The sequence below is a fragment of the Phyllobacterium sp. MT110 genome, assembly GCF_058792715.1.
On record NZ_JBXAFE010000005.1, the window covers coordinates 153,654 to 172,393 of the forward strand.

The 18,740-nt window shown below is 61.7% G+C and carries 21 protein-coding genes; 13 read left to right on the forward strand and 8 right to left on the reverse strand.

The genetic code is table 11. From position 1 onward, the window contains the following. Window positions 1–19 precede the first annotated feature (19 nt). From AC1Q5O_RS20470 to AC1Q5O_RS20485, 4 genes are all read left to right on the forward strand, one after another. On the forward strand, window positions 20–403 hold the full coding sequence (locus AC1Q5O_RS20470; RefSeq protein ID WP_492565506.1) for a hypothetical protein: 384 nt from the start codon (window positions 20–22) through the stop codon (window positions 401–403). Window positions 404–517: 114 nt separating this feature from the next. Further along, window positions 518–1,882: a PepSY-associated TM helix domain-containing protein gene (locus tag AC1Q5O_RS20475; protein WP_492565508.1), complete on the forward strand. Its 1,365-nt coding sequence runs from the start codon at window positions 518–520 to the stop codon at window positions 1,880–1,882. 22 nt (window positions 1,883–1,904) lie between these two features. After that, complete coding sequence (locus AC1Q5O_RS20480; protein ID WP_492565510.1) at window positions 1,905–2,441, forward strand: copper chaperone PCu(A)C; 537 nt, start codon at window positions 1,905–1,907, stop codon at window positions 2,439–2,441. Further along, the gene (locus tag AC1Q5O_RS20485; protein WP_492565513.1) at window positions 2,441–3,031 is read left to right on the forward strand and encodes an SCO family protein; all 591 of its coding nucleotides are present in this window, start codon (window positions 2,441–2,443) and stop codon (window positions 3,029–3,031) included. The genes AC1Q5O_RS20480 and AC1Q5O_RS20485 overlap by 1 nt, the downstream gene beginning before the upstream one ends. Before the next feature lie 39 nt (window positions 3,032–3,070). Here AC1Q5O_RS20485 and AC1Q5O_RS20490 read toward each other — a convergent pair whose 3' ends face one another. After that, window positions 3,071–3,964: a sigma-70 family RNA polymerase sigma factor gene (locus AC1Q5O_RS20490; RefSeq protein ID WP_492565515.1), complete on the reverse strand. Its 894-nt coding sequence runs from the start codon at window positions 3,962–3,964 to the stop codon at window positions 3,071–3,073. A 144-nt stretch (window positions 3,965–4,108) separates the two neighbouring features. Between AC1Q5O_RS20490 and AC1Q5O_RS20495 the strand changes: the two genes are divergently transcribed. Beyond that, window positions 4,109–4,567 carry a carboxymuconolactone decarboxylase family protein gene (locus AC1Q5O_RS20495; RefSeq protein ID WP_223612419.1) on the forward strand — a complete coding sequence of 153 codons (459 nt, stop codon included), beginning with the start codon at window positions 4,109–4,111 and terminating at the stop codon, window positions 4,565–4,567. 135 nt (window positions 4,568–4,702) lie between these two features. Beyond that, window positions 4,703–5,917, forward strand: coding sequence for an Mrp/NBP35 family ATP-binding protein (locus AC1Q5O_RS20500; protein ID WP_492565518.1), 1,215 nt, complete (start codon window positions 4,703–4,705; stop codon window positions 5,915–5,917). A gap of 77 nt (window positions 5,918–5,994) precedes the next feature. Here AC1Q5O_RS20500 and AC1Q5O_RS20505 read toward each other — a convergent pair whose 3' ends face one another. Then, a complete protein-coding gene (locus AC1Q5O_RS20505) occupies window positions 5,995–7,623 on the reverse strand; it encodes an alpha-D-glucose phosphate-specific phosphoglucomutase (RefSeq protein WP_492565520.1) in 1,629 nt (542 codons plus the stop codon). Window positions 7,624–7,790: 167 nt separating this feature from the next. Between AC1Q5O_RS20505 and AC1Q5O_RS20510 the strand changes: the two genes are divergently transcribed. Both AC1Q5O_RS20510 and AC1Q5O_RS20515 read left to right on the forward strand, forming a co-directional pair. After that, entirely contained in the window at window positions 7,791–8,045 is a 255-nt protein-coding gene (locus tag AC1Q5O_RS20510) for a type II toxin-antitoxin system Phd/YefM family antitoxin (protein ID WP_223612223.1), read from the forward strand. Continuing rightward, window positions 8,045–8,458 carry a type II toxin-antitoxin system VapC family toxin gene (locus AC1Q5O_RS20515; protein ID WP_492565523.1) on the forward strand — a complete coding sequence of 138 codons (414 nt, stop codon included), beginning with the start codon at window positions 8,045–8,047 and terminating at the stop codon, window positions 8,456–8,458. Before AC1Q5O_RS20510 ends, AC1Q5O_RS20515 begins: the two co-directional genes overlap by 1 nt. A gap of 49 nt (window positions 8,459–8,507) precedes the next feature. Here AC1Q5O_RS20515 and AC1Q5O_RS20520 read toward each other — a convergent pair whose 3' ends face one another. Continuing rightward, entirely contained in the window at window positions 8,508–9,125 is a 618-nt protein-coding gene (locus AC1Q5O_RS20520; RefSeq protein ID WP_223612221.1) for a L,D-transpeptidase, read from the reverse strand. 180 nt (window positions 9,126–9,305) lie between these two features. On the opposite strand from AC1Q5O_RS20520, the gene AC1Q5O_RS20525 reads away from it, so the two are divergent. Next, window positions 9,306–9,800, forward strand: coding sequence for an MmcB family DNA repair protein (locus AC1Q5O_RS20525; protein WP_223612220.1), 495 nt, complete (start codon window positions 9,306–9,308; stop codon window positions 9,798–9,800). A gap of 1 nt (window position 9,801) precedes the next feature. Here AC1Q5O_RS20525 and AC1Q5O_RS20530 read toward each other — a convergent pair whose 3' ends face one another. From AC1Q5O_RS20530 to hrpB, 3 genes are all read right to left on the reverse strand, one after another. After that, window positions 9,802–10,365 (reverse strand): ActR/PrrA/RegA family redox response regulator transcription factor, encoded by a 564-nt coding sequence (locus tag AC1Q5O_RS20530; RefSeq protein WP_105737977.1) that lies wholly within the window; start codon window positions 10,363–10,365, stop codon window positions 9,802–9,804. A gap of 68 nt (window positions 10,366–10,433) precedes the next feature. Then, window positions 10,434–11,738 carry an ActS/PrrB/RegB family redox-sensitive histidine kinase gene (locus tag AC1Q5O_RS20535; protein WP_492565525.1) on the reverse strand — a complete coding sequence of 435 codons (1,305 nt, stop codon included), beginning with the start codon at window positions 11,736–11,738 and terminating at the stop codon, window positions 10,434–10,436. 63 nt (window positions 11,739–11,801) lie between these two features. After that, window positions 11,802–14,249, reverse strand: a complete 2,448-nt coding sequence (hrpB, locus tag AC1Q5O_RS20540; protein ID WP_492565527.1) for an ATP-dependent helicase HrpB — start codon at window positions 14,247–14,249, stop codon at window positions 11,802–11,804. Window positions 14,250–14,488: 239 nt separating this feature from the next. Here hrpB and AC1Q5O_RS20545 point away from each other — a divergent pair, with 239 nt between their 5' ends. From AC1Q5O_RS20545 to fghA, 4 genes are read left to right on the forward strand one after another with little or no spacing between them, the layout of a single operon-like run. Next, window positions 14,489–15,601 (forward strand): S-(hydroxymethyl)glutathione dehydrogenase/class III alcohol dehydrogenase, encoded by a 1,113-nt coding sequence (locus tag AC1Q5O_RS20545; RefSeq protein ID WP_492565529.1) that lies wholly within the window; start codon window positions 14,489–14,491, stop codon window positions 15,599–15,601. Further along, window positions 15,601–16,077 (forward strand): GNAT family N-acetyltransferase, encoded by a 477-nt coding sequence (locus tag AC1Q5O_RS20550; RefSeq protein ID WP_492565531.1) that lies wholly within the window; start codon window positions 15,601–15,603, stop codon window positions 16,075–16,077. The genes AC1Q5O_RS20545 and AC1Q5O_RS20550 overlap by 1 nt, the downstream gene beginning before the upstream one ends. Window positions 16,078–16,083: 6 nt before the next feature. Beyond that, window positions 16,084–16,734, forward strand: a complete 651-nt coding sequence (locus AC1Q5O_RS20555; protein WP_492565532.1) for a DUF1345 domain-containing protein — start codon at window positions 16,084–16,086, stop codon at window positions 16,732–16,734. 27 nt (window positions 16,735–16,761) lie between these two features. Then, window positions 16,762–17,595: an S-formylglutathione hydrolase gene (fghA, locus tag AC1Q5O_RS20560; RefSeq protein WP_492565534.1), complete on the forward strand. Its 834-nt coding sequence runs from the start codon at window positions 16,762–16,764 to the stop codon at window positions 17,593–17,595. A gap of 9 nt (window positions 17,596–17,604) precedes the next feature. Here the strand turns inward: fghA and AC1Q5O_RS20565 are convergent, their stop codons facing one another. Continuing rightward, window positions 17,605–18,366: an RES family NAD+ phosphorylase gene (locus AC1Q5O_RS20565; protein WP_346306977.1), complete on the reverse strand. Its 762-nt coding sequence runs from the start codon at window positions 18,364–18,366 to the stop codon at window positions 17,605–17,607. Beyond that, window positions 18,326–18,709 carry an MbcA/ParS/Xre antitoxin family protein gene (locus tag AC1Q5O_RS20570; RefSeq protein WP_223612210.1) on the reverse strand — a complete coding sequence of 128 codons (384 nt, stop codon included), beginning with the start codon at window positions 18,707–18,709 and terminating at the stop codon, window positions 18,326–18,328. The genes AC1Q5O_RS20565 and AC1Q5O_RS20570 overlap by 41 nt, the downstream gene beginning before the upstream one ends. Window positions 18,710–18,740: the final 31 nt, after the last annotated feature.

The window sequence follows — 18,740 nt, forward strand, 5'->3', positions numbered from 1 at the left end:
ACCGCAAAACGGGGATGTGATGCGCAAATACGGATACGATTGGCAACTGGCGGTGCGCATGCTGTGCGCGCTGGCGCTTGTCTTCGTCGCCTTTGCCCATCAGCCGGTCATTGCGGCATCCAATAATCAGATTGATCTTGCCGCCTATACGCTGCCCGACGGCACTGTTCCCGTGCTCTGCCTTCCCGGCAGCGGTGACCAGGACCCGCACAAGAGCGCATGGCACGGCACGGGCTGCGAAGCCTGCCGCATTTCCGCGTCGTTCATTCTCCCTGTTCCGCCTCACGCCGGCGGTCAGCGCGTCGAACCGGCGGTATCGCTCGCCATCAAACGCGAAGCGGTGCTGATTGCCCGCAGCCTCTATCCTCCGGCGGCACCGCCCCAGGCTCCCCCTCTCGTCTGACACAAACTTTTCGAACGCTGGTCCGCCATCGATCGGAAAGGTTGCGCCGTTTTGGGCGCGCCCATTGGTCTTTCACAGGCCAATCATTGTTGCTGTCAGACGATTGGAACACGCATGAGCGTCTCAAGCATGGCTTCGCAGAAGCCCAAGGACATCAGTCAATCCCTCTACCGCGCCATCTGGCGCTGGCATTTTTTCGCCGGCCTTCTGGTCATCCCCTTCATGCTCAATCTCGCCGTCACCGGCGGGCTCTATCTCTTCAAGGATGAAATCGACAATACGGTGTTTGCCTACCGCAATGTCGTCACGCCGCGCAGCGAAGTGCTTGCGCCGTCGCTGCTGATCAGGAACGCAGAGGCTGCGGTCCCCGGCGCAACCATCCTGCGCTATCGCGACCCCTCCACGCCGACCCAGTCCGCCCGGGTTATCCTCGGTACGGATGCCGGGAAGGTCCTTGTTTTCGTCGATCCCTATACCGGTTCGGTGCTCGGCAAGGTTGCCGAGAAGCAGGAATTCAATTGGGTCGTGCGCAAGATTCACAGCCTCGTCTATTTCGGACTGGCGCTTGACCGGGTTGTCGAGGCGGTTGGCGGCCTCGCACTGATTCTTGTCGTCACCGGCTTTTATCTGTGGTGGCCGCGCAAGCAGAAAGGCGGCGTCGTCACGGTTCGCGGCACGCCCGACAAGCGCATCTTCTGGCGGGATCTGCATGCGGTGACCGGTGCTGTTGCCGGGGCTTTGATCTTCTTCCTCGCCATTACGGGCATGCCGTGGTCGGCCTATTGGGGCGACAAGCTCAATGCCACCCTGGCGGATAAGGGCCTCGGATACCCCACGCAGCTGTGGAACGACGTTCCGGTGTCGAAAATTCCGACAAAGGATGTGCTGACCGAGGCGGGCTGGACCATCGAAAACGCCCCGGTTCCGGCATCGACAGCCGATGGGGCGATGAAAAGCGTCGGCCTTGACCGGATCGTGGCGTCCGCCAGGGCAGAAGGCATTACGCCGGGCTTCGAGGTATCGCTGCCGTCGGGACCGGAAGGGGTCTATACCGCGGCGATTTTCCCGGACGATATCGCCATGCAGCGGACGATCCATTTCGATCAGTACAGCGGCAAACCATTGGTCGATCTGAAGTTCGCCGATTATGGCGCGGGTGCCAAGGCCATCGAGTTCGGCATCGGCGTCCATATGGGGCAGTATTGGGGCCTCGTGAACCAGATCGTCATGTTGGTCACGTGCTTTGCCATCATTCTCGCCGCTGTCTCCGCCGTGGTCATGTGGTGGAAGCGTCGTCCCTCGGGGCGTCTGGGGGTGCCGCCCATGCCATCGCAAAAAAGCGTCTTTGCCGCGTTGACGCTGGTCATCCTCGGCTTCGGCGTGCTCTTCCCGCTCACAGGTTTTGCCATTCTCGCCATGCTGGTTCTCGATCAGTTGATCCAGCGTGTTCCTTCCCCGCTCAAACGCGTATTCTCATAAACAACGGAACTGGAGAACGTCCATGAAATCCACTCTCAAATTTGCAATGTTTGCATTGCTGGCCACCTCGGTTGCCTCGCCTGTGCTGGCCCATGATCATTCGGCCATGGCCAAGGAAGGTGCTGCCAAAACGCAAAAGCACGAAGCCTCGGACGCGGTCAAAGTCGGCAATCTCGTATTCGCCGGCGCCTTCACCCGCGCCACATTGCCGGGCGCCAAGGTTGGCGGCGGCTATATCTCGATCACCAACGAGGCCAAGGAAGCGGACCGCCTGCTGGGCGGCTCCAGCCCTGTTGCCGCGCGCGTCGAAGTTCATGAAATGAAGATGGACGGCGAAGTGATGAAGATGCGCAAGCTTGCGGACGGTGTGCAAATTCCCGCGGGCGGAACCGTCGAACTCGAGCCCGGCGGCATGCACCTGATGCTGCTGGAGATCAAGCAGCCCTTGAAGAAGGGCGAAGACGTCCCGGTAACCCTCGAATTCGAGAAGGCCGGCAAGGTTGAGCTCAAACTGCACGTGGAAGCTGCCGGGGCAACCTCCATGGAGCATGGCCAGTGATGAACGTTCGCCGCGTCCGCATTGCACTGTGGTCGATCATCGCCGTTCTGATGATCTTCCTCGCCTTCACCTACTACAGCGCCCGCAAGGGCAATGAAATAGAGCCCGTGAAGCTTGGTGTGCCGTTTTCGCTGATCGACCAGAATGGCACGCCGATCACCGAAGCGGCATTCCAGGGACATCCGACGGTGCTGTTCTTCGGTTTCACCCATTGTCCCGAGGTTTGCCCGACAACGCTGTTCGAGATGGCGGGCTGGCTCAAGGCATTGGGCGATGAAGGCAAGGATTTGCGTGTTTTCTTCATCTCGGTCGATCCCGAGCGGGATACGCCCGAGGTGATGAAGGGCTACACGGCCGCCTTCACCGATCGGATCACCGGCATCACCGGCGATCCCAAGGAAGTGGAGAAGGTCATCAAGGGCTGGAAGATCTATGCCCGCAAGGTGCCGACGGAAAATGGCGACTACACCATGGACCACACGGCATCGGTGATGCTGCTCGACCGGGATGCCCGCCTGAAGAGCACCATTGACTACAAGGAAACCACCGACGTGGCTTTGAAGAAGCTGCGGCTTCTCATCGGCTCCTGAAGATTTTCCTCCAAAACAGAATGAGACCGGCATCTGGTCTCATTCTTTTCGGCCCTTGCCTTTCCTGAGCACCACCAGGTCAAGCGCGTTGAGGCGCGAAGACTCGGCAACAGCTTCAATGGCAGTGATCCTGTCCCCTGCAATCGTCAGGTTCAGGACCACGTGCAATCTGCCTCGAACCTTGACCACGAGACCAAGCACGCCATCGACAAGCGCCGGCACTGCACCCTGTGCGCGTCCTTTGAACGTATTGGCCACGGCTTCCGCACCGCGAATTTCCGACATTGCGCCCAATTGCACCGCCGCTTTGTCCGCACGGAACACCACATCCGGATCGAGCACGGCCAGAAGCGCGTTGAAATCGCCACCGCGGGAAGCCGCCAGAAAGGCATTCACGATCTCGCGCTGGCGGGCAAGACTGCGGGCCGGAATGGTATCCGTTCCCTGCACCCGGCGACGCGCCCGGCTGGCCAACTGCCTTGCCGCTTCCGGCGTGCGATCGACAATCGGCGCAATCTCGTCGAACGATATGCCGAACATGTCGTGCAACACGAAAGCCAGCCGCTCCGCCGGGGCCAGCCGTTCGAGCACCACGAGCAGAGCCGCCCCCACCGAATCTGCCATTACAATGTCATGTTCGGGATCGCCGCCTGACTCGCGGCCTGCCACGGGCTCTGGTGTTTGCGGAGTCAGTTGGTCCTCGCGCCGTGATGTGCGCGAGCGCAGCATATCGAGGCATACGCGTGAGACGACAGTTGTCAGCCAACCAGCCAAGTTGCCGACGTCGTCCGTATGCGCCCGGCTGAAGCGCAGCCAGGCCTCCTGTACGGCGTCATCGGCTTCGGTCATCGAGCCGAGCATCCGGTAGGCTACCCGCCGCAGATGGGTGCGATTGGCCTCGAATTGCTCGGTCAGAAATTTTTTCTCGTTCATCTGTCACGTTTCCTCGCCCTGTTCCGTCAAAGCAATGACGAACGAAATCCGGCCGATGTGACAAGAAATCGGGTCCGGGAAACCGTCAAGAGCAAAAGCCCGGATATCTGGTCTCGGGCGTCAGTCAAACGAGAGGAAAAAATGATGCAAGCACGTATGAGCAACCCGGCAATGATCAACCCTGAAGCAATGAAAGCCCTGCAGGCACTGGCTGCGTCCACCGGTGACAGCGAGTTCCCGAAAGGCCTGCTTGAACTCGTGCATCTGCGCGCCAGCCAGATCAACGGCTGCAGTGTCTGCGTCGACATGCATCCGCGCCTTGCCCGCAAGGCGGGTGAAACCGATGAACGGCTCTTCGCCGTGTCCGTGTGGCGCGATACGCCGTACTTCTCCGAGGCGGAGCGCGCCGCCCTGGCCCTGACCGAAGCGGTGACCCGTGTTGCGGATCGGGCCGATCCGGTGCCGGATGACGTCTGGAATGAAGCCGCCAGACATTTCGATGAAAAGCGGCTCGGCAATCTGGTGCTGGCCATCGCCAACGTCAATGTCTGGAACCGTCTCAACATCGCGACCCGGCAGGTGCCAGGCGTATGGAAAGTCTGATCTGCTTGCGCGGATTGCTCTGCAGACCGCCTCGCTCAGCGGGGCGGTTTGCCGCGGAAGTTGCGCTTTGCCCCATTGGCGTTTCTGTTCAACTGCACTATGTGAAGCAGCAGGGAATAAAAGGAATAGTATACAATGGCAGGCGTGACCAAGGAACAGGTTCTCGATCAGCTGAAGACGGTGACCGGGCCTGATTTCAACAGCAACATTGTCGATCTGGGCCTTGTCTCGGATATTTTCATTGCTGACAACAAGGTGTTCTTCTCCATAACCGTACCGGCCGAGCGGGCGCAGGAGCTTGATCCGTTGCGCGCCGCTGCCGAACGGGTCGTCAAGAATATGCCTGGTGTGGCTGGTGCCATCGTCGCCCTGACCGCCGAAAAGCGCGGCGGTCCGACCAGTGACGACGCGGTGCCGCGTCCCGCACCGGCAGCACCGCAACGTCCCGCGCAGCGTCCGGCACCCGCCGGTGCAGTCCCGCCGCCGCGCGTTCCGGCCCAGCCGCAGTCCGGGCACGGCCATGCGGCCGCGCCCGTCAAATCGGGCGTTCCCGGCGTTGGCGCGATCATTGCCGTCGCCTCGGGCAAGGGCGGCGTCGGCAAGTCGACCACGGCAGTCAATCTGGCGCTTGGGCTGCAGGCCAACGGCCATCGTGTCGGCATTCTCGATGCGGATATCTATGGCCCGTCCATGCCGCGCCTGCTGCATCTCTCCGGCCGCCCGGAAGTCGTCTCCGGCCGTGTGCTCAAGCCCATGGAAGGCTATGGCCTGAAAGTCATGTCGATCGGCTTTCTCGTCGATGAAGAGACACCGATGATCTGGCGTGGCCCGATGGTGATGTCGGCCCTGACGCAGATGCTGCGCGAAGTGCAGTGGGGTGATCTCGATGTACTCGTGGTCGATATGCCGCCCGGCACCGGCGATGCGCAATTGACCATGGCGCAGCAGGTGCCGCTTGCCGGGGCCGTCATCGTCTCGACACCGCAGGATCTGGCGCTGATCGATGCGCGCAAGGGGCTCAACATGTTCAAGAAGGTCGATGTGCCCCTGCTCGGCATTGTCGAGAACATGAGCTATTTCATCGCGCCCGACACCGGCAACCGCTATGACATTTTCGGCCATGGCGGCGCGCGCAATGAAGCCGAACGGCTCGGCGTTCCCTTCCTCGGCGAGGTGCCGCTGGTGATGGAAATCCGCGAAATGTCCGATGCTGGAACGCCCGTCGTCATCAGCAATCCGGAGGGACCGCAGGCGAAGGTCTATCGCGAGATTGCGGCCAAGGTCTGGGACCAGCTGCAGGCGGCGAAAGCCAATCCCGGAAGGGCGGCTCCGGCGATTGTTTTCGAATAGCAGGAGATTTTCCCTGCAACCGGACAAAGAAAAAGCCCGCCTTTCTGGCGGGCTTTCTGTTTTAACTGAAGCACTTATTATGTAATCACGCTCGGCTTGTCGCGGCCGGTGCGTGTCTTGATTTCAGTCAGGTCATCGGCGGCGCGGATGAGGTCGGCAAGCGCGCTTTGCGTTTCAAGATCGTGGCGCGCGGCATCGGCTTCGTAGCGTTCGATATAGAGCCGCAGCGTTGCGCCCGACGTGCCTGTCCCGGAAAGGCGCAGGACAATGCGCGATCCGCCCTCGAAGAGAATGCGGATGCCCTGATGTTCGCTTACCGATTTGTCGACGGGGTCATGATAGGCGAAGTCATCGGCTTTGGTGATCGTCAGTCCCTGCACAGTCTTGCCCGCAAGCGTCGGCAGCTTGGCCCGCAGGGCGTCGATCAGGCCGTTGGCCGCGCCTGAATCCACTTCCTCGTAATCGTGACGGGTGTAGTAGTTGCGTCCATAGGCGGCCCAATGTTCCCGCGCGATCTGCTGGACGCTCTCCTTGCGCACGGCCAGGATGTTCAACCACAGCAGCACAGCCCAGAGACCATCCTTTTCGCGGACATGGTTGGAGCCGGTGCCGGAGCTTTCCTCGCCGCAGATCGTTGCCATGCCGGCATCGAGCAGGTTGCCGAAGAATTTCCAGCCCGTCGGTGTTTCATACATGCCGATCTTCAGCTTTTCGGCGACGCGGTCGGCCGCGCCGCTGGTCGGCATGGAGCGGGCAATGCCCTTCAGCCCGGCCTTGTAGCCCGGCGCGAGATGGGCATTGGCGGCCAGCATCGCCAGCGAGTCGGACGGCGTGACGTAAATGCCCTTGCCGATGATCAGGTTGCGGTCGCCGTCGCCATCGGATGCCGCGCCGAAATCCGGACCGTCCGGCGACATCAGCAGGTCATAGAGATCCTTGGCATAGACGAGATTGGGATCGGGGTGATGCCCGCCGAAATCCTCCAGCGGTACGAAGTTCACGCAGGTTCCATCCGGTGCCCCGAGGCGGTGTTCAAGGATTTCCTTGCCGTAGGGGCCGGTCACCGCATGCATGGAATCGAACCGCAGGGTGAAACCGGACTTGATCAATGCGCGGATCGCATCGAAGTCGAACAGCGTTTCCATCAGTTCGGCATAGTCCGAGACGGAATCGATGATCTCGACATCCATGCCGGCAAGCTGCTGCTTGCCAACGGTGTCGATGTCGATATCGGCGGCATCCGCGATCAGATAGCGGTCGATGACCTTGGAGCGGGCAAACACTGCTTCGGTGATTTTTTCCGGGGCAGGGCCGCCATTGCTGATATTGTACTTGATACCGAAATCTTCGGCCGGCCCGCCGGGGTTGTGGCTGGCGGACAGGATGAGTCCGCCGAACGCCTTGTACTTGCGGATGACATTGGACGCCGCCGGCGTTGAAAGAATGCCGCCCTGGCCGACGAGAACGCGGCCAAACCCGTTGGCAGCGGCCATTTTCACGGCAATCTGCACGACGTCGCGATTGTAATAGCGGCCGTCGCCGCCGATTACCAAGGTCTTGCCCTTGAAACCGTCGAGGGAATCGAAGACCGACTGGATGAAATTCTCGACGTAGTTCGGCTGCTGGAATTCGGGAACCTTCTTGCGCAGACCGGACGTTCCCGGCTTCTGGTCATCGAATGGCGTGGTGGCAATGGTTTTGAACATGTGGACCTTCCCGGTTATGCGCATCGGCAGCAATCTATGAGCCCCTTGTCGATCAGGTCAACACGGCAAAAATCAGTTCGGCAAATAAATCGGATTGCGGCGGCCGGGTTAGGTTTGTCTACGTCGCCAGTTTGTAGTAACATACCTACAATTCAAAGAGGTGTGTGATGGGCATTACAACTGTTTCGAGCAGAGAATTCAATCAGCATGCCAGCGACGTCAAGAAGGCGGCAAACAACGGCCCCGTGTTCATCACGGATCGGGGCAGGCCCGCCCATGTCCTCCTGAGCATGGAAGAATATCTGAAGCTCACCGGGGGGCAGGAGAGTCTTGCCGATGTCCTGGCGCAACAGGAGCCCTCGGATTTTGATTTCGAAATACCCAGTCTGAATGTCCGGTTTCGTCCGGCCGATCTGTCCTGATGTTTATTCTGGATACCAATTTCATTTCCGAAATGCGCCGACAGGACAGAGCCGATGCGAACGTCATGACTTGGGCATCGACCATACCTTTTTCGCATTTTTTCCTATCGGCCATTACGATACTGGAGATTGAACAGGGTCTGCTGCTGGTGGTCCGGAGGGATGCGCAACAGGGAGCGATCCTGCGCCTGTGGCGGGACAATTGGGTGTTGCCTCGGTTCGAGGGAAGAGTTCTTGCAGTGGACACGGCTGTCGCACAACGCTGTGCGCACCTGCACGTCCCGAACCCTCAATCGGAGCGCGATGCACTTATCGCTGCAACGGCGCTGGTCCATGGCATGGTTGTGGTAACCCGCAATATTGCGGATTTTGCATCAACAGGGGTCAAGACCATCAACCCCTGGAGCGTGTGAAAAGGCCACCCAAGGGGCAGCCTTTTCAAGCAATTCATAAGCCGGAGAATTAGAGAACGACGACCTTCGCACCCACCTCGGCGCGGTTGAAGAGGTCGATGATGTCCTGATTCATCAGGCGGATGCAGCCCGAGGACATCGCCTTGCCGATGGACCACCATTCCGGCGTTCCGTGCAGGCGATAGCCGGTATCACCGCCCTTGTTGAAGAGGTAAAGCGCACGGGCACCCAGCGGATTCTGCAGGCCCGGATCCATGCCCTCGCGGAATTCAGCCAGTTCAGGCTTGCGCTTGATCATTTCCTTCGGCGGCGTCCAGGTTGGCCATTCACGCTTCATGGCTATGCGCGCTGAACCCTGCCATTCAAAGCCCTGCTTGCCCACGCCGATGCCGTAGCGCATGGCGCGTCCGTCGCCGAGGACGAAGTAGAGGAACTTTGCCTTGGTATCGACAACGATCGTCCCCGCGGCTTCACCGCCATCGTAGCGAACTTCCTGACGCAGGAACTGCGGCGGAATCTTGGCGCGGGGAATGGCTGGAAGCACATAACCGGCATCAGTCACGGAGGAGTAGGAGGCAGTGGAATAGTTGAAGCCGATCGTGGAACAGCCGGTCAGAGCAGTTGCACCCATCAGTCCAACTGCAAGGACGATTGTCTTGAGTTGCATAGTCACCCCATCAAGTATTGGCCGAATCTAAGGCGATTCAGTTGTCTTCCCTCATTACTGCCATTATTGTTAATGCTTGATTAACCGTAAAGCGTAGTTTTCTGTTAACCATACTTATCCTCAACCAAGTGGTGCATTTTTGCCGTATGCGGTTGTAGCGATCTCAGCGATACTTGCGTCATGCCCCTTGTGATTCCCGGTCAGACCAGCCCGCTCATCGATGGTCGTCAGTCAGAGAACGCCATGCTGGTGCGCCGTGGCGTGCAGCGGCTGTTTCTTGAGCTGGGTCTGGCGGTGATGCCGGAACTGCCGCTGGCTTCGGGACGGCGTGCCGACCTCGTTGCCATGTCGCGCACCGGTGAAATCTGGATCGTCGAGATCAAATCATCGATCGAGGACTGGAAGGTCGACAAGAAATGGCCGGATTACCGGGCCCACTGCGACCGGCTGTTCTTTGCCACCCATCCCGGTGTTCCCGCCGATATCTTCCCGCAGGACTGCGGATTCATCCTGTCTGACGGCTATGGCGCGGAAATCCTGCGCGAAGCGCCCGAGCACAAATTGTCCGGAGCGACGCGGAAAGCGATGACCCTGCGCTTTGCGCGGGTGAGCGCGGCGCGGATGACTCTGGCCGAATTGTCCGGAATTCACTTGCCCGAAACGGATATGGAATAGGTCAGCGCGGCGCGCGCTTTGCGAGGATGCGTTGCAGGGTGCGCCGGTGCATGTTGAGGCGGCGGGCCGTTTCGGAAACATTGCGGTCGCACATCTCGTAAACGCGCTGGATATGTTCCCAGCGGACGCGATCCGCCGACATCGGGTTTTCCGGCGGGGCAACCTTGGCACCGGACCGGCGGGTCAGCGCGGCAAACACCTCATCGGCATCGGCGGGCTTTGACAGGTAGTCGATGGCACCGAGCTTGACGGCGTTGACCGCTGTCGCAATGTTGCCGTAGCCGGTCAGGACAATGGCGCGGGTGTCTTCGCGGCGCGCCCGGATTGCCTCGATGATATCAAGGCCGTTGCCGTCGCCCAGCCGCATGTCGACCACGGCATAGGCCGGTGCGTGCGTCTTGACGCTGGCAAGTCCCGCTTCGACCGATTCAGCCGTTGCAACGGTGAAACCACGGGATTCCATGGCACGCGCCAGGCGCTGCAAAAAGGGCTTGTCGTCGTCGACCAGCAACAGTGTCCGATCGCCGCCTATGGCCGCAATATCGTCCTGATCCGTGTGTTCCATCAGGGTTTCCTGCTCATTTCTTATAAATATACTCCGTTAATGGTTCGCAATGAACAAAAAGTCAAAGGTTATCCGTTTTGTTCATCAAGTTGATTGCGCGGCCATGTCACGACAACTTCTGCGCCTTGCCCCGGATCATTGCGATTGCGGAAGGTGATGGCCGCACCGGAACGCTCCAGCAATGTTTTGGCGATGAACAGCCCCAGCCCCAGGCCGCCGCCATGTTCATTGGTCTCGCGGTCGCGGCCGGTGGTATAGGGCTCGCCGATTCGGTCGAGAATATCAGCCGGGAAACCTTTGCCGTCATCGGCAACGACGATCTGCACCGTCTTGTCGGTCCAGCCCCAGCTGACCTGAATGGTTTCGCGGGCAAAATCCACCGCGTTCTCCACCAGATTGCCGAGGCCGTAAATGATTCCCGGATTGCGGCGGATGACCGGTTCGTTGCCTTCGCCGCGCAGCTTCGTCACCTCGATGCTGATGCCGAAATTGCGGTTGGGCTCGATGACTTCCTCGATCAGCGAGGAAATCTTCAGCCGCGACATGTGTTCCTCGCTTTCCGAGGACAGGCTGGTCAGGCGCTTGAGGATTTCCCGGCACCGGTCGGTTTGCGAGCGCAGGAGTTCGATATCCTCGGCAAAGCGATCGTCCTGCGCCAATGCCCGCTGCATTTCCTTGGCAACGAGCGCGATGGTTGCAAGCGGTGTGCCCAGTTCGTGCGCCGCCGCCGCGGCGAGACCGTCGAGTGCGGAAAGATGCTGCTCGCGCTGCAGGATCAGCTCAGTCGCGGTGAGCGCGTCCGCCAGAAGCCGCGCTTCTTCGGCAACGCGGTAGGCATAGACGGCGGTGAAGACCAGCGCCGAAACAACGGAACACCACACCCCTGCAATCAGCACGAACGGCAGTTGCAAGGTCTGGTCGGGGTACCAGGGCAGGGGCAGATGGAAATAGGCGAGAGCCGTCGCGCAGACCGTCACGAGGACGCCGAGTGTCACGGTTGACGAGGCGGGCAGGGAGGTTGCGGAGATGATGACCGGGACGATCATCAGCACGGCAAAGGGATTTTGCAGCCCGCCGGTCATGTAGAGCAGGCCCGCCACCTGCAGGATATCGAAGGCGAGAACCGTGATGGCCGCCCGCGGTTCAAGCCGGTGATTGATCGGGTAGCGGAACGACAGGAGGAGATTCAGCCACGCCGAGCAGGCGATCAGCGCAAAGCAGATGCTGACGGGGAAGGGAAACTTCAGGTAGAGCGCCACGAAGAGGACCGCGATGCTCTGGCCCGCGACGGCCAGCCAGCGCAGGCGGATCAGCGTCGTCAGCCGCAGCCGCCGCGACAGGTATGAGGAACGTATGCTGAATTCTTGAACCATGGGCGAGCTTTAGAACAAACCCGATGCAAAGGGAATTCTCGTTTTGCATCGTTTGCGGCTCGCCTATGTTCCGCGCGGTTTGGCCCGGGCCGTGGGCAGTGCCTGCGCCGGGTCTTCCGGCCAGACATGCCGGGGATAACGCCCGCGCATGTCGCTGCGCACATCGGCCCAGGAGCCTTTCCAGAAACCCGGCAGGTCACGGGTGATCTGGATCGGCCGGTGCGCCGGGGAGAGCAGTTCCAAGAGCAGCGGGATTGTTCCGCCGGCAATGGCAGGATGAACCCCGAGCCCGAACAGTTCCTGCACGCGCACGGCAAGAACAGGGTCGTCCGCATCGTAGCGGATGGGAATGTTCGAGCCGGTCGGCACCGCGAAATGCGTCGGGGCCAGCGCATCGATCCGGCGCTGCAGATCATGCGGCACCAGTGCACGCAGCCCTTCGACAAGCACATGCGCCGGAATCTGGTTGAGATTGGCGGTTCCCGGCAGGAACGGCAGCAGCCAGTCATCCAGCACGGCAATCAGATCCGCATCGGCCATGGATGGCCATGGAGCGCCGAGGCCCTTGTGCAGCCAGGCAAGCCGGCGGCGCAGGATCGTTGCCTCCTTCGACCAGGGCAGGATATCGAGACCATGGCTGCGCACCGCCTCGACGACGCCCTGATTGGCCTGATCGCCGCTGGGGGCGGGCAGGGTCTTTTCCGACAGGGCGATGGCCCCGATGCGGGTGGCATCGCGCGCCTGCAGGGCATTGCGGTTTGCGTCGTAGCTGACCTGCCGGCCGCTGACGATGCGATCGCCCAGCGCTTCGCGGATGTCGGCTTCGGTTGTTTCCGCCGCTGCCAGTATCCGGGCCTTGCCGGCCCGGCCCGCCAGATCGGCGACGACGAGCCATGGCGCGCGTGCCAGCGAGGTCGCCGCATCCATTTCGCCGCCGCGACCGTTGGCCAGCGTGAACTGGCCGTTGCCGCGCGCCTTGGCAATCCGGTCGGGATAGGCATCGATCAGCAGGCGTCCGGCACTGTCCGGCTCCGTCCCCTGCACAACATCACGTCCGGCCAGCCGCTTTGCCAGCCCGCGCGCCCGCGTTGCCCGCTCGCCGCGTTCGCGCTGAAAACGGCTAAGCCGTACGTCGAGGTCAATATCATTGCCGCCCAACCCGCGTTCGGTGAGGAGCACGGCGAGGTCGGCCGCGCGCCCGCCCTGTCCGCGTTGCCGCGCCGTCAGCACCATATGGGCAAGCCGCGCCGGCAGGGCGAGCGCGCGCATGGCATGGCCCATCGGGGTGATGCGGTCGCTGTCCAGCGCACCGAGATTGTCGAGCAAGGTTTTGGCTTCCCTGATCGCTGGGGCGGGCGGCGCATCGAGAAAGGCCAGGCTGCGCGGATCGGCAACGCCCCAGGCGGCACAATCAAGCACGAGGCCGGTCAAATCAGCCTCGAGAATTTCCGGTGGGGCAAAGGCTTCGAGCGCCGCCGTCTGTTCGGCGCGCCACAGGCGCAGGGCAATGCCGGGTTCCGTGCGTCCGGCACGGCCCGCGCGCTGGTCCACCGCCGCCCGCGCCGCCCGCACGGTTTCCAGCCGGGTCAGGCCGGTGGCCGGTTCGAATTTCGGCAGCCGCGCCAGGCCGCTGTCGATGACGACGCGCACGCCGTCGATGGTGATCGACGTCTCGGCAATGGATGTCGCCAGCACCACCTTGCGCCTGCCCAGCGGCGCCGGCCGTATCGCCGCATCCTGGTCGCGGCCCTCGAGCGCGCCATAGAGCGGCACGATCATCGTGTCCGCACCCACGCGCCCGTCCAGCGCTTCGGCGGTGCGCTCGATTTCACGCTGTCCGGGAAGAAACGCCAGAATGCTGCCGGTCTCTGTGGCCAGCGTGTCGCGGATCGCCCGCGCCATGGCATCTTCGATCCTCTCATCCGGTTTTCTCTCGCGATAGCGCGTTTCGATGGGAAAGGAGCGGCCCTTGCTTTCCAGCACCGGCGCATCGCCGAGAAGCTGTGCCACGCGCGCGCCATCGAGCGTTGCCGACATGACAAGGAGCTTCAGGTCCGGCCGCAGCGCCGCCTGCACGTCGAGCGCCAGCGCCAGGCCGAAATCGGCATCGAGGCTGCGCTCGTGGAATTCGTCGAACAGCACGGCGGCGACACCGGCAAGATCGGGATCGTCGAGGATCATGCGGGCGAACACGCCCTCGGTCACCACAAGGACGCGCGTCCTGGCCGACACCTTGTTTTCCAGCCGCATGCGGTAACCGACGGTGGCGCCCACCTCTTCGCCCAGCAGGCTGGCCATGCGGCTGGCGGCGGCGCGCGCTGCAAGGCGGCGCGGCTCCAGAAGGACGATGGTCCGGTCCCCGCGCCATGGCGCGCCGAGCAGATGCAGCGGAATCAGCGTCGTCTTGCCCGCGCCGGGCGGCGCCACGACAACCGTCGCCATGCCGCCCGCCAGCGCGCCGTCCAGCGCGGGAAAAATCTCGGTGACAGGCAGGAGAGGCAGGTCAGGCACGGCAAAATCCAGTGGTGAAATCTCCGGCCGTTTTGACAAGGTTTGCCGCGCGAAGTCCATTGTTTTGTGAACATGTCACTGCAATCTTAGACAAGGCTCGTCGGGCGGCTCCTACCCAGTGTCTTGATCGGCGACCAGAAATGTCGCCGATTTGATTGACGATCCCCGGTGTGATCCTGATAGTGCACAACTGCAAATCAGTATACCGCATGTTGAAAGACGCATCAGGGAGAATTCGCATGAAATCGCGCGCCGCCGTTGCCTGGGAAGCCAGGAAGCCATTGACCATCGAAACCATCGAGATCGGCGGGCCGAAGCCGGGCGAGGTTCTGGTGGAAGTCATGGCCACCGGCGTGTGCCATACGGATGCCTATACGCTCTCCGGCCTTGATTCCGAAGGCAAATTCCCCGCCGTTCTCGGCCATGAAGGCGCGGGCATCGTGCGTGAGCTCGGCGCCGGTGTGACCTCGCTCAAGGTCGGCGACCATGTCATTCCGCTCTACACACCCGAATGCCGCCAGTGCAAGACCTGCCTGTCGCAGCGCTCGAACCTGTGCACCTCCATCCGCTCGACTCAAGGACAGGGCGTCATGCCCGACGGCACCAGCCGCTTCTCCTGCGATGGCGGCGAAGTCTTCCATTACATGGGCTGCTCCACCTTCTCCAATTTCACCATCCTGCCGGAAATCGCTTTGGCCAAGGTGCGCGAAGACGCGCCCTTCGACAAGATCTGCTATATCGGCTGCGGCGTGACGACCGGCATCGGCGCGGTGATCTACACAGGCAAGGTCTGGCCCGGCGCCAATGTGGTGGTCTTCGGTCTCGGCGGCATCGGCCTCAATGTCATCCAGGGTGCGCGCATGGTCGGTGCCGACAAGATCATCGGTGTCGATCTCAACCCGGCCAAGGTCGAGATGGCGAAAAGATTCGGCATGACCCATTTCGTCAATCCCAATGAGGTCGGCAATGACAAGGTGGTGCAGGCCATCCAGGACCTGACCGATGGCGGCGCGGATTTCTCCTTCGATGCAACCGGCAACACCAATGTGATGCGCCAGGCGCTCGAATGCTGCCATCGCGGCTGGGGCACCAGCATCGTCATCGGCGTGGCGGAAGCCGGCAAGGAAATCGCAACGCGGCCGTTCCAGCTGGTCACCGGACGCAACTGGCGCGGCACGGCCTTCGGCGGCGCGCGCGGGCGCACCGACGTGCCGAAAATCGTCGACTGGTACATGGAAGGCAAGATCGAGATCGACCCTCTCATCACCCACACCATGCCGCTCGAGGAAATCAACACCGCCTTCGACCTGATGCACGAAGGCAAATCGATCCGCTCGGTCGTCGTCTTCTGATGGCCGATGGCGGCTACACGGTGGATGTGCGCGGGATGGATGAATTCAGTCCGCGCGATCTCTATGCCATGCTGCGCCTGCGGGTCGATGTCTTTGTCGTCGAGCAGAAATGCCCCTATCCGGAACTTGATGGCAAGGACCTTGACGCGCTGCATCTGCGGCTTCTCCTCGGCGATGAACTGGTGGCGAGCGCCCGCCTGCGCCCGCCGCATGGCGGCATGGATGCGGCGCGCATCGGCCGGGTCGTCGTCTCGCCCGCGCATCGCGGCAAGCGGCTCGGCGAAAAGCTGATGGCCGAGGCCATTGCCGCCTGCGAAACCCGCTTTCCCGGCCGCCCCATCGCGCTGTCGGCGCAAAGCCACCTGCAGCGGTTTTATGAGTCCTTCGGCTTTCTGCCGGTGTCGGGCGAATATCTGGAAGATGATATTCCGCATGTCGACATGCAGCGGCCGGTGACGGCACAAACGGCGGGGTAGAAGGCAATGCTGCGCCGGCACAATCCCTTTTACATCGCAGCTGTTGCCGGTCTCGCCGCGCTGGCGCTCGCCCTGGTGTTCTACCCGCACCTTGCCTATGTGCTCGCCGCAAACACCTTCTTCATTGTCTATCTCATCCTGACGGCGTTCAAGATCCGTCGGCTGACGGCGGATTTTCTCAGGAAGAATGCGGCCCGTTCCGACGAGCCCATGGCGGTCATTTTTGCCGTTACCCTCGGCACGGTTGTCGTGGCGGTGGGGTCGCTTTTCGTGCTGATCAACAGCGGCAAGCACCCGCAGCTGATCAATCTTGTTCCCGCGCTGGCCGCCGTGCCGCTGGGCTGGGCGACCATCCATGCCATGGCCGCCATCCATTATGCCCATCTCTACTGGCAGCCGGATGAAACGGCAGAGGGCACCAAGGACAAGCCGCGCAAACATGTCGGCGGGCTGGATTTCCCCGGCGAAAAGGAGCCGGGCGGCATCGAGTTTCTGTATTTTTCCTTTGTCATCGGCATGACCGCGCAAACCTCCGATACGGCGGTCACCAGCACCGAAATGCGCAAGGTCAACCTGCTGCACGCCATCGTTTCCTTCTTCTTCAACACGGTGCTTGTGGCAGCGGCGGTCAATGTCGCTGTCGCGCTCGGCCAATAATCAGCTCAAAAAACCACGGGAATTGTCATGGAAACGCTATCGATCGCCAGGAGTTTTGAAGGCACGCAGGGAGTCTATCGCCATCGCAGCGATGCCTGCCAGTGCGACATGACCTTCGCGGTGTTTCTGCCGCCGCAAGCCAAGGATGGCCCGGTGCCGGTGCTGTGGTATCTCTCGGGTCTCACCTGCACCCACCAGAACGTCATGGACAAGGGTGAATACCGCCGCGCGGCGGCCGAGCACGGCGTTGCCATCGTCTGCCCCGATACCAGCCCGCGCGGCGATCACGTGCCTGATGAAAAGGACAATTGGCAGTTCGGGTCAGGCGCCGGATTTTATCTCGATGCGACCGAGGCGCCCTATGCCGACAACTACCGCATGGCGAGCTATATCGCGCAGGAACTGCCGGCGCTGATCGCCGCCAATTTTCCCGTCGATATGGCGCGGCAGGGTATTTTCGGCCATTCCATGGGCGGGCATGGCGCCATCACGCTGGCGCTGAAGCACCCCGGCCGTTACCGCTCCGTTTCCGCCTTTGCCCCCATCGTCCGGCCGGGTGTCGCGGGCTGGTCGCGTCCGGCCTTTGAAAAATATCTCGGCACCGACGAGACGGCCTGGCGCGCCTATGACAGCGTGCTGCTGATCGAGGATGGCCACCGGGTGCCGGAACTGCTGGTGGATCAGGGCAAGGCCGATGGTTTTCTCGATGACGGCCTGCGGCCATGGCTCCTGGAAGAGGCGTGCCGGCAGGCCAATATTCCGCTGATGCTCAACATGCGCGATGGCTACGACCATTCCTATTTCTTCATTTCCACCTTCATGGCCGATCATGTCGCCTGGCATGCGGCGCGGCTCGGTTAGGCCTTCGTCTTACGGGCGCAGCGTCCTTGCCATGCGCGGGTCGCCGGCAAAGATCGCGCGGCTGAAACCCAGCCGGATGTCCGGCTGGTCGCAGATGGCCTTGACGCCATAATCGGAAAACACCAGCCGCCATGTGGTCGTGTGCGTGGGGCGCGGCATGGCGAAGGCGCCGCAGGAGAGCAGCGCCAGATTGGCGCCGCCCGCGGGGTCGCGCACCGACTGGTAGCGGATGATCTCGATGCCCGCCTGATGCGCCGCGTCGGCCAGCGCAAGGCAGGCCGTATAGTCGGTCAGGTGCGTCCAATGCTCCGCATGCCGGGCAAAGGGCTGAGCCAGCAGATCGATGCCGCGCTTCGTCGCATAGCGGCTCTCGAATGCGGTGAATTCCAGTGCATTGCGCGGCCAAGGCGTTCCCGGGCTCTCGCTGAAGAACAGGAGCCGGTAGAATGCCGTCTCGGCCACCGCCGTTTCAACCACTTCGCTGGCATAGAACACGCCGGGAGAATAGCCCTCGCGCCGGAAGCGTGAATTGCCGGGATAGCGGCCATAGCGAAAGGGCGTTGCCAGGAGATAATCGAGCCGGGCGCAATCCGGCGGCAAAGGCGGCTTGGTCGCTTCGATCTCGTCCTCAAGCAAGGCCTGCTCGTCGAGCGTATCGACAAGTTTCATGGTGGAAACGCGGTGTTGCGCCTCAACAAGGCGCCAGCAGGCGCCGTGCCGGTCGCGCGCCTCAGATCGGAGCGCGTCGGGCGTCCAGATAGGCAAGGACATGGGCGAGACCGTCAATGGTTTTGATGCGGTTGAGCGGCTTGCCCCCCAGCATGCTGTTGTCGGTGCGGATCCACTGCCGGGCGACGCTGTCGTCACCGCCGACAATGGCGTCCAGCGAACGGTAGAGCCGGATGAAAAGCAGCGCCAGCTCATAACTCTTGCCGGTGAGCGGCGTGCCATCCTCGCTGCGCTTCAGGCGCGATATGCTGGGCTCCGACAGGCCGACCACGGTCGACAATTCCTTGGCGGTCAGCCCGAGCAGTTCGGACGACCGCAGCAAAGCCTTGGAAACAACGGCGGTCTTGCTGGTGTGTTCCGGTGTGCGTTGGGTGAGTGCCGACATGTCTATACCTTTCGTCTGAAAGGAATATAGC